The organism is Qipengyuania sp., from assembly GCF_964227205.1.
Lineage (GTDB): Bacteria > Pseudomonadota > Alphaproteobacteria > Sphingomonadales > Sphingomonadaceae > Qipengyuania.
Genome location: NZ_CAXQVB010000003.1, coordinates 760423 through 770190, shown reverse-complemented (window position 1 = coordinate 770190; position 9768 = coordinate 760423). Strand labels below are relative to the sequence as shown.

At 61.8% G+C, this 9768-nt stretch carries 11 protein-coding genes; 9 read left to right on the top strand and 2 right to left on the bottom strand.

Going from position 1 to position 9768, the window contains the following annotated elements:
- Nucleotides 1–292: 292 nt before the first annotated feature.
- Nucleotides 293–757 (bottom strand): DUF411 domain-containing protein, encoded by a 465-nt coding sequence (locus ACEQZ0_RS11310; RefSeq protein WP_370190878.1) that lies wholly within the window; start codon nt 755–757, stop codon nt 293–295.
- Nucleotides 754–1440, bottom strand: a complete 687-nt coding sequence (locus ACEQZ0_RS11305) for a class I SAM-dependent methyltransferase (RefSeq protein ID WP_370190877.1) — start codon at nt 1438–1440, stop codon at nt 754–756. Before ACEQZ0_RS11305 ends, ACEQZ0_RS11310 begins: the two co-directional genes overlap by 4 nt.
- Nucleotides 1441–1591: 151 nt before the next feature.
- Between ACEQZ0_RS11305 and ACEQZ0_RS11300 the strand changes: the two genes are divergently transcribed.
- The 9 genes from ACEQZ0_RS11300 to ACEQZ0_RS11260 all read left to right on the top strand — a co-directional run bounded on the left by ACEQZ0_RS11300 (nt 1592) and on the right by ACEQZ0_RS11260 (nt 9334).
- Entirely contained in the window at nt 1592–1888 is a 297-nt protein-coding gene (locus ACEQZ0_RS11300) for a hypothetical protein (protein ID WP_221543388.1), read from the top strand.
- Between the two features lie 3 nt (nt 1889–1891).
- Nucleotides 1892–2326 carry a Spy/CpxP family protein refolding chaperone gene (locus ACEQZ0_RS11295; RefSeq protein ID WP_370190876.1) on the top strand — a complete coding sequence of 145 codons (435 nt, stop codon included), beginning with the start codon at nt 1892–1894 and terminating at the stop codon, nt 2324–2326.
- A 6-nt stretch (nt 2327–2332) separates the two neighbouring features.
- A complete protein-coding gene (locus ACEQZ0_RS11290) occupies nt 2333–2893 on the top strand; it encodes an RNA polymerase sigma factor (protein ID WP_370190875.1) in 561 nt (186 codons plus the stop codon).
- Nucleotides 2894–2948: 55 nt separating this feature from the next.
- Nucleotides 2949–4757 carry a copper resistance system multicopper oxidase gene (locus ACEQZ0_RS11285; protein WP_370190874.1) on the top strand — a complete coding sequence of 603 codons (1809 nt, stop codon included), beginning with the start codon at nt 2949–2951 and terminating at the stop codon, nt 4755–4757.
- Nucleotides 4754–6070: a copper resistance protein B gene (locus tag ACEQZ0_RS11280; protein ID WP_370190873.1), complete on the top strand. Its 1317-nt coding sequence runs from the start codon at nt 4754–4756 to the stop codon at nt 6068–6070. The genes ACEQZ0_RS11285 and ACEQZ0_RS11280 overlap by 4 nt, the downstream gene beginning before the upstream one ends.
- Before the next feature lie 24 nt (nt 6071–6094).
- A complete protein-coding gene (locus ACEQZ0_RS11275; protein ID WP_009823989.1) occupies nt 6095–6613 on the top strand; it encodes a nuclear transport factor 2 family protein in 519 nt (172 codons plus the stop codon).
- A gap of 27 nt (nt 6614–6640) precedes the next feature.
- A complete protein-coding gene (locus tag ACEQZ0_RS11270) occupies nt 6641–7372 on the top strand; it encodes a PepSY domain-containing protein (protein WP_009823988.1) in 732 nt (243 codons plus the stop codon).
- A gap of 230 nt (nt 7373–7602) precedes the next feature.
- Nucleotides 7603–8274, top strand: coding sequence for a DUF2231 domain-containing protein (locus ACEQZ0_RS11265; RefSeq protein WP_370190872.1), 672 nt, complete (start codon nt 7603–7605; stop codon nt 8272–8274).
- Nucleotides 8275–8980: 706 nt separating this feature from the next.
- A complete protein-coding gene (locus ACEQZ0_RS11260) occupies nt 8981–9334 on the top strand; it encodes a hypothetical protein (RefSeq protein WP_370190871.1) in 354 nt (117 codons plus the stop codon).
- Nucleotides 9335–9768 lie beyond the last annotated feature (434 nt).

Sequence of the window (9768 nt, the reverse complement as noted above, 5' to 3'; positions counted from 1 at the left end):
CTGCAAGTCTTTCCCCTGTCTATGTCATCCCGTCCGAGAAGCATCACGACAAGCAGTACGTTGGGCAGAGGTTCACCCCTTAAAAAGATCCAGCATTTCTGACCGAGCTTTTGACTATCGCATTTCTCCTATTTCGTGCGTGCTGCAATCATACAAATTGGAAGGGTCCGGGACTGTGGGGGCAGCCAGCCCGGACCCGGCGAGAAGTTCGACAGGCTTCTGTGTCGCTTCCCGCAATTAGTCCTCATCGCCTGCAACCTTTCATGCCGACGCATGGAGTGGCTTCACCCCCTTACGGAAAGGACGCGAAGACGCTCTGTCCGGTTGGGCCAAAGGCGATGACGTCGTAAGGCTGGATCCGGTTTCCGGCCTCCATGCCGGGCGATCCCAGAGGCATTCCCGGAACCGCGAGGCCGGCAACGCCGGCGGGCCGTTCGCGCAAAAGCTTGGCGACGGCTTCTGCAGGCACGTGACCTTCGATGATGTATCCATCGACCTCCATCGTATGGCATGACCATAACTCTTGGGGTACGCCCCGCGCGGTCTTGATCGCCGCCATGTCGTTGCTGTCGACCGATGCCACCTTCGTGTTCATCCCGTCTTCGACATGGCCTGCCCAGCTGAGACAGCACCCACATCCTGGATCCCGGAACATCGTGTAAGTCGCTGCCTGCGCCACGTTTGAACAGGCTGCCAGCACGAGCAGGGCCGCGCCGCTAATCGATCGCCGGAGCAGCGAAGGCTTTTTCAAATTCATTGTGCAATTCCTTTCTTGTATCCGCGCCATAGCGAGATCGTCCCGGTTACCGTCGGGAACCGGTGGAGCAGGCATGGCTCGGTGAAGATTTCGGCGAACAGTTTTTCGACTTCGCCGTCGGCGCTGGGCTGCGTGTCGCTTATGCCGTCAAGCGACTGGACGGTCGCCCGGAAGAGGCTCCGCATGAGTGGGCTATCCTGCTTCATATAATCGGAGATCAACACGGTTCCGCCTGGCACGAGCAAGCTTTCGATGGTTTCCAGGATTGCCTGCTTCTTGCGCAAGGGAACTTGGTGAAGGACGAGGCTGCTGACGATCTTGTTCGGCTGCCACCCTGCGGGCAGCTCGAGGCTTTCGAGAAAGCCTTTATGCCACCTGATCAAATTTGCGATCGCTCCCAGTTTGCGTCGAGAGATCCGCAGGGCTGAAGCATCGGGGTCGACGCCGACGAAATGAGCCTGTGGGCAGTCGCTGAACATGGCTTGCAATAGGCTGCCGGTTCCGCAGCCGACGTCTATGACCCGGTCGCCAGGCGCGAGATGCAAATGCTCGACAATTTGTCGACGCCAGCGCTTTTCGCGTGTTACAAGAGTGATGATCGGGTCGTAGATCGGCGTAAGAAAGCTTTTGCCGAGCAAAGGCGTGAACTCGCTGCTATCCTCTGGCTTAGTGGCGTTGTTCACGACAGATGCCCTTTTTCCTCGTCGTATGTCCCGTTTCTGATTTCCTCACTCTCGATTACGTTCGACTGCTGCCAATCCCTCAAAAAAGAAGTTTAAGGGATTGTGCAGGTGAGCGCGTATAGAACACGTGCAACCCACAGGAGTTTTTCGGATGCGTGACAATCACTCTCTTGATGCGGTGCTCGGAACCCTTTCCGCCACCACCACCAGCGAGGTCCCCGCCGACTTCATGGATGGCGTCTGGCAGCGCGCCGGACAGCTTGGCGAAATCGCCGACCGACGCCGCAGGACGGCTCTGTTCGTCGGTCTGTTCGTCGTCGGGCTTGGAGCTGGCGCCGGAACGAACGGTTGGCCCGGCGGCTATGGCACGTCTTCCGCGTCATTTGGCGAGAGTCTTATCCTCGGCGAACAGCTGTCCCCATCGGCGCTCCTCCATGTGGAGCAATAAGGTTTGAAGACGACGCATATCGTTCTCGCGGTGCTTCTCGCAGCACTTGCAGGATGCCTCGGCGCGATTGCCGCGGATCGCTGGGCCAATCACGAGGCTGGCTCCGGCCTCCACGATTTCGTGCACGACGAGCTCACCCTGACGGCCGACCAGGAGCAGCGTCTCGATGCGCTCGAGGCCCGTTTCGCGGTCGAAAGGGCACGGCTCGAAGGATCGGCGCGCGCAGCCAATGCCCGGCTCGCCCAGGCGATGGAAAGCGAGCACGAATACGGCCCCGAGGTCTCGGTCGCGATCGACGAGGTGCATGCACGCATGGGCGATCTGCAGAAGGCAACGGTGCGCCATGTCTTCGACATGCGCGAAATTCTCGAACCCGAGCAGCAACGCCAGTTCGACCGCAAGGTCTCCGACGCCCTGACCCGCGACCCGCGCGACTGAAGCGCCATGTCGGGGGCGGGCGACAATCCAGATGAGGCCCTTGTTTCGCAGGCGAGGGCTGGAAACAAGCGGGCTTTCAGCCAACTCGTCGAGCATGAAACGGGTCGGCTTCTCGCGCTCGCGACACGCATGCTTTCCTCTCCTTCTCAGGCAGAGGACGTTGTTCAGGACAGCCTCGCTTCGGTGTGGCTGACGCGCCATCGGCTCGATCCGAACAAGCCGATCGGACCCTATCTGACAACCGTCGTCCTCAACCGCTGCCGGGACCGTTTGCGCAGGCGCAAGGTCGCGGGCTTTTTCGGACTGTCGGGTGATGACGAACTCCATTCCATCGCCGACGGTTTGCCGGGTCCTGAAGCGTTGGCCGTTTCCAGGGAAGAGCTCAATCTCGTTCAGGCCGAGATCGCGCGAATGCCTGTAAGGCTGCGCGAAGCGCTTGTGCTCGTGACCATCGAGGGGCGTAGCCAGGCCGAGGCGGCCGATCTTCTCGGAACGACCGAAAAGGCGATCGAAACCCGCGTATACCGCGCGCGCAACAGACTAAAGGAGCGCTTCGAAAAACTTTGAGGGGTTGGATGGGCGCGCGCGTAAGTAACGGTGAACGCCAAGTCAGGAGCCCTTTATGATCGCCGTCAATCGACGCAAGTTTCTCGGAGCCGGAGCAGGAGGAATGGGTCTGCTCGGCCTTGCCGGGGCGATGCCTGCCTGGGCACGCGGCGCGGACATCCTCGCAGGTAACGCCCGCAAGGGGCTGGACGAGATATCCGGCCCCAATATCGACCTCACCGTTGCCCGATCGGCCTTCGCGACCGGCAACAGGCGCGGCGGCGCGATCGCCGTCAATGGCACTATTCCTGGTCCGCTGTTGCGATTGCAGGAAGGCACGACCGTCCGGCTCAATGTCCATAACCAGCTCGAGGAAGATACCTCGATCCACTGGCACGGTCTGCTCGTGCCGTTTCAGCTCGATGGAGTGCCCGGCGTGAGCTTTCCCGGCGTCAAACCGGGAGAGACCTTCACCGCCGAATTTCCGGTTCGCCAGTCGGGTACCTACTGGTGGCACTCGCATAGCGGCCTGCAGGAACAGGCCGGGCATTACGGCGCGATCGTGGTCGACCCCGCCGGACCCGATCCGGTCCAGGCCGACCGCGAATATATCGTGGTGCTGAGCGAATTCAGCGAAATGTCGCCCCACACGATTTTCGACAAGCTCAAGAAGGGCGAAGGCTACTTCAACTACAACCAGAACACCTGGACCGACGATTACCCGCTTTCGGGCGAGGATCGCCGGATGTGGGCGAAAATGCGCATGATGCCGACGGACATCCTCGACGTGTCGAGCGCGGCTTATACCTATCTTCTGAACGGCCATGGCCCGCTCGACAATCTGGAATACCTCTTCCGCCCGGGCGAGCGCGTGCGGCTGCGCTTCATCAATGCCGGCGCCATGACCTTCTTCAATATTCGCATTCCCGGCCTGCCGATGACCATCGTTCAAGCGGACGGGCAGAACGTCGAGCCAGTTGAAGTCGACGAGTTCCAGATCGGTGTGGCCGAGACCTATGACGTCGTCGTGACGCCGGGCGCGCAACAAGCCTACACGCTGGTCGCGGAGTCGATGGACCGCTCGGGCATGGGTATTGCCACACTCGCGAGCGCACCCGGCGCTCGCGCCGCCATTCCGCCGCTGCGCGATCCGCCGCTTCTGACCATGGCGGACATGGGCATGAGCGGCATGGACCACGGCGCGTCTGGCGATGCCGGCATGTCGGGCATGGATCACGGAAGTGGCGGCGACATGGCGGGGATGGATCATGGTTCGTCCGGCCAATCCGAGATGGCAGGCATGGCCGGCATGTCGGGCATGCAGATGCGCGACACCTCGCTTCTGCCGCCCGATGTGAAGGTCGGGCCCGGTCTCGACATGGTCTCGATGAACCCGGTCGACCGCATGGGCGATCCAGGCATCGGTCTCGCCGATGTGCCGCATCGTACGCTCGACTATCGCAAGCTGCGCGCTCTGACGCCGCACCGCGAGGGCCGCACGCCGTCCCGGCGAATGGAAATCCATCTGACCGGCAATATGGAGCGCTACATGTGGTCGTTCGACGGCAACAAGTTCTCCGCCGTCTCAGACGAGCCGATCCGTTTCGCCTATAACGAGCGCGTGCGCGTGAAGCTCGTCAACGACACGATGATGGCGCACCCCATTCACTTGCACGGTCATTTCTTCGAGCTGGTCAATGGCGCGCCGGCCGATCGTCAACCGCTCAAGCACACGGTCATCCTGCAGCCGGGTGGCAGCGCGCAGTTCGACCTGACGGCGGACGAGCCGGGCGACTGGGCCTTCCACTGTCACCTTCTCTACCACATGCATGCCGGGATGTTTCAGATCGTCACGGTCGCCAATCCCGACGGGAGCGAAGCATGAAAATTCGTATTGTCAGCCTGCTCGCATCGGTCGCAGCCGGCTCAGTTCTCGCCTCCTCCGCGGCGGCGCAGCATGCCGGTCATTCGCCGGCGGAGCCGCAGCAAAGCGTCGAGGCGCAGGCTGACGCGAAGACGAAGTGCGAGGAAGAAGCCGAGCGCCATCGCGCGATGGGGCATCCGGTTGCAGATGGAGCATGCGAACCGGCTGCTCAACCTGAAGCCGCCATGGACCGCTCGCAGATGGATCACTCAACCATGGATCATGGTGCGATGACCGCTCAGGATGGCCATTCTGGCATGACAATGCCTGTGGACGCTGCCCGTCCACAGGTATCGCCCGAAAGTCATGACGGAATGGATCACGGCTCTATGCCGCAGGGCAAGCCTGCCGAAGGCGGGATGGATCATTCGCAGATGAATCACGGCGAGATGGGACAGGCGGAAGCCGTCAGTTCCCCGTTGGACCATGGGCAGATGGATCACAGCCGGATGAACCATGGGCAGACGCCTTCGCAGGACATGGAGGGCATGGACCATTCGGCGATGCAGATGGGCTCCGACGCCGATATCCCGCTGTTGCCGCCTCCTCCCGAAGCCGGAAGCGGCCCAGCGCGCGCGGCGGTCGCCATCTGGGGCGAGGAAGCCATGAACGAAGCGCGGCGCGAGCTTGTCCGCGAGACCGACGGAGGAATGCGCTTCTGGTTTCAGGGCGACCGGCTCGAGTACCGCGCCCGCGAGGGGAAGGATGGATATCTGTGGGACATCCAGGGATATTATGGCGGCGACATCGACAAATTCTGGTTCAAGTCCGAGGGTGAGGGCAGCTTCGGCGAACCCATAGAAGGCGCCGAGGTCCAGGCGCTCTGGAGCCGCGCCATTGCGCCCTTCTTCGATTTCCAGGCGGGTGTTCGCCAGGACCTGACCGGTCCGGAACGCACGCACGCGGTTATCGGTATCCAAGGGATCGCGCCTTACCAGTTCGAGGTCGATGCCGCGGCCTTCGTCTCCACCAAGGGCGATGTGACGGCGCGTTTTGAGGGCGAACTTGATCAGCGCATCACGCAGCGGCTGATCCTTCAACCGCGTGCCGAAATCGCACTTTCCGCTCAGGATATTCCCGAACTCGGCATTGGCGCTGGCCTCGACCGGATCGAGGCAGGTCTGCGTCTTCGCTACGAGTTCGCACGCGAATTCGCGCCCTATGTCGGCGTTTCCCAGGAATGGCGCATCGGCGACAGCGCGGATTTTGCGCGGGCCGCCGGAGAGGATCCGAGCGTCACCAATTATGTCGTCGGTGTGCGATTCTGGTTCTGAAATCTCAAAAAGGATAGAACTTCCATGACCAAGACTTTGACACGCATCGCGGCGACTGCGCTTGTTGCCACGCTGATACCGCTGCCAGCCTTCGCGCAGCAGATGGACCACTCTTCCCATGCGAACCATCAGATGCACGCGATGGACGCTTCGGCGGACGATGTCGCGGGCGCTGAAGAAACCCTCAAGGCCTATCGCACCGCTCTTGAAGCGCGCGACGCGCAGGCAATGCGCGCGCTCTTCGCCGAGGACTCGGCGATCTTCGAGAATGGCAAGGCCGAAGGAAGCTTTGCCAATTACATGGAGCACCATTTGGGCCCCGAGCTCGACGCGATTGTGAGCTTCACCTTTACCGACCCCACGCTGACCGTCACCCGGATGGGGCACATGGCCCATGCCTATGAGACGTATGGCTATCGCATCGAACTTAGCGATGGCCGGGTGATCGAGCGCGACGGCGTGGCGACATCGGTGCTTGCTCACGATGCGGACGGGTGGAGAATCGTCCAGTACCATTCCTCGTCGCGCGCGCCGCGCAACTGATTACAGCTTTCGAAGAGGTAGCACCGGTTGGCAACGCCGTCGCTGAAGCTGCGCCTGCATGTGCTCGGCAGCAAGATCCACAAATGGCTGGCGATTTTCGTCGGTGTCCAGGTTCTCTTGTGGATGGGAACCGGCGCCCTCATGTCGTTTCTCGACCTGGAAGAAGTTCGCTCCGAACATGTCGTTTCGCGTGAACAAGAGGCGCTGCCCGCCGATGCCCCGCTCCCGGCCTGGGTCGCAAACGACGGTACTCTTGCAGCGGTAACGACACGTTCGCTCGACGGCGATGCCGTGACCGAGGTCCGCAAGGTTGACGGTAGCGTGAGCCTCCACGATCCGGTGACTGGGCGTAAACTCTCCCCCATCTCGGCGGCAACGGCAAAATCCATCGCCTTGCGCGCATGGACCGGGCCGCGCACGACCATCGAGGCCGCACGGATCGTCGATGACCCCATCGGAACCGAGTTTCGCGGCCCTTTTCCGGCCTGGCAGGTCACCTATGCTGACGAGGCTTCGACGCGCATCTACATCGATGCCGCCAGCGGCACGCTCGGGGCGGCGCGCAGCGATACATGGCGCCTGTTCGATTTCATCTGGGGCCTCCACATCATGGACTGGACCGAGCGCGACCGCATCAACAGTTGGTGGCTGCTGCTGTTCGGCATTGGCGGCACGATCATAGCCCTGTCGGGTTTCGTCCTGCTGGCGAACCGGATGCCGAGGCTGCGCCGCCGCGCAAAGAAGAGCAAGCTCGCCTGAGCCCATGGGGCTTATTCGCGTGGGCGAACGCCTTACCCTCGTTCGCCAGGCCGAACGCGGCCAGGAGCCGAATGCGTTCGACGATCGCGATGATGCCGCCAGCAAGCGTGACCACCCGGGCGCACTTCAGTCGCGCTGAACTATCAAATTAATGCGAGGGGCACGCGGCTGCCGTGCGTATCAGGCACATAGGTCGCACTTTAACTGCAGGGTCGGGAGACATACGAGACATGAAAGCCCCCTCATTTCTGGCGCTGCTCGCCGCAAGCCTGCTCTTCGTCGGACCCGTTCAGGCTCATGGCGACGAAAAGCACGGCGAAGAGGCGAGCGCCGCGCCTGCTGCCACCAATGGCGATGTGCACGACCAGGCGGCCATGGCGCAGATGGGCGAGACTGCGGATGCTGGCGAGTCCTCCGGCGCGCACGATGAAGCGGGCGCAGCCCATGACGAGGCCGGTGGCCATGCGGATGAGAGCGAAACCGGCGTCATGGCCGTACTGAAAAAGCTGCATCCGGCAACGATCCACTTCCCGATCGCCTTGTTTTTCATGGCTGCGGCCACCGAATTGTTCGTGATGCGCCGGAAAGGAGCGGGCCTGGAAAGTGCGGTGCGCGTACTCGTCTACGGCGGAGCAATCGGCGCAGTCGTCGCAGTTCTGTTCGGATGGATTCACACCGGTCTGTGGTTCGGCGGCGATACTGTCATGCAAGTCCATCGATGGACCGGTATGCTGATCGCGGTTCTCGGTATTGCGATGGCATACCTCGCGAGCAGGCCGAGCCAGAGCCGCGCATGGTTGCGCGCGTCGATCTTCTCCATGGCGGCACTCGTTCTCATCCAGGGTTTTCTTGGCGGCGAGCTCGCGCATGGACCAAGCCACCTCGGTATTTCCTGGCTCTGAAGGAGTTGAAGAGCATGCGTACTTCTAGATTGAGTGCAGCGTTCGGGTTTCTCGCGATCGCGCCCTTGATGTCCGTTCTTGCTGCCTGCGACGAGGCGCAAGAGAGCACATCGATAACCGAGGTTTCACCTATGGGCGAAGCTGCGGTGGTGGCTGGTACGGCACCCGAAGCGGGTCTTGCAAACCCGGCAACTTCCCCCTCCGTAGGTGAGGCCGCTACTGCGCGGCAGGACGCTACTTCGGCAGATGATGCCGCCACGCCCGCCTCACGGCGCGCCGCCTCTCCCTCATCACGCCCAACTGCCACACCCGCAGCGCCAGCAATGCGCACGCAAGCCGCGAGCGAAGCGACCCAGCCGGCCGATCCCCATTCGGGCCATGACATGTCCTCCATGGGCGATCACGACATGGAGGGCATGTGATCGGGCGCGTTTCCCGGTGACACGGCTGTTCAGGAAATATCCTCGACAAGAAACCGCAACGAACATCGCAAGCTCAGGAAAGGACGGCCCCGCCTCCCCCCGAAGCCCTGCGGGTCGCAGGTGCCCCCGAGGGACCGATCAGGAACCCCGCGTCAAGACCAACCCGACGCGGGGTTCCGTCTGCCCGGCTTCGCTGTCGCCGTGCCAGGCGCTTCCCGGCATGGCTTTGTGCTATGTGAGCAGCGCGCAGACGATCGCCTCAAGGGTTATGAAAGGAACCGCATATGTCGGACAAGGGAAAAGCCGGAGCGCTGTCGCGCTGGGAAGACGAAGGCGGGGCATTGCCCTGCGGACCGCAGGAAGCGCTCGCTGCCGATTGCGAAAAATGGGATATTTCGCCGCTCTCTGATGCCGAGATCATCCAGTTGCGCATCAGGGTGACCGCCCTTGAGAACATGGTGCTCGGCCTCTTGTCGAAGGCCAGCGCCGATCAGCTGGCAGCAATCGAAGAAATCGCGGAATTCATATCCCCGCGGGTCGATGCGAAGCCGCATCCGCTTACCTTGCATGCTGCCACCCAGATGGAGCACTTTGTCGAGCGCGCCCGGCGGTATCGCGAGCAACCCGCCGCCGATTGAGCGACGCATGACCGGCCCATGAATGCTGGCCTTCCTCCCTGAGGCTCGGTCGACGATATGAAGAGACCGCGACGGAGCTCGATACGCTTCTCATCCGCTATTTGCATGGTTATCTTTGTGACGCGCGCGTTCGGCTGCCAGCTACGCCGCATTGCTGCTGTATACGCCAATTGCGCTGGGCGTCTTGGCGATGCTGGGCCTAGGCATGGCGCTACCTTTCCTCGCCATCGCGTTCATCCCCGCGGTTCAGCGACGCCTGATTAGACCGGGCGAATGGATGGACACGCTCCGCAAAGTTGGGGGTATATAAGGGGGTATATGTTCGTAACACCGCGGGATACATTGTTATATAGTATATACTTTAGGGATTGGTTCGAATCCCTCCGTCTCCGCCACTTTCGCACTCAGGCGGCCGATCCGGGCCGATCCTGTCG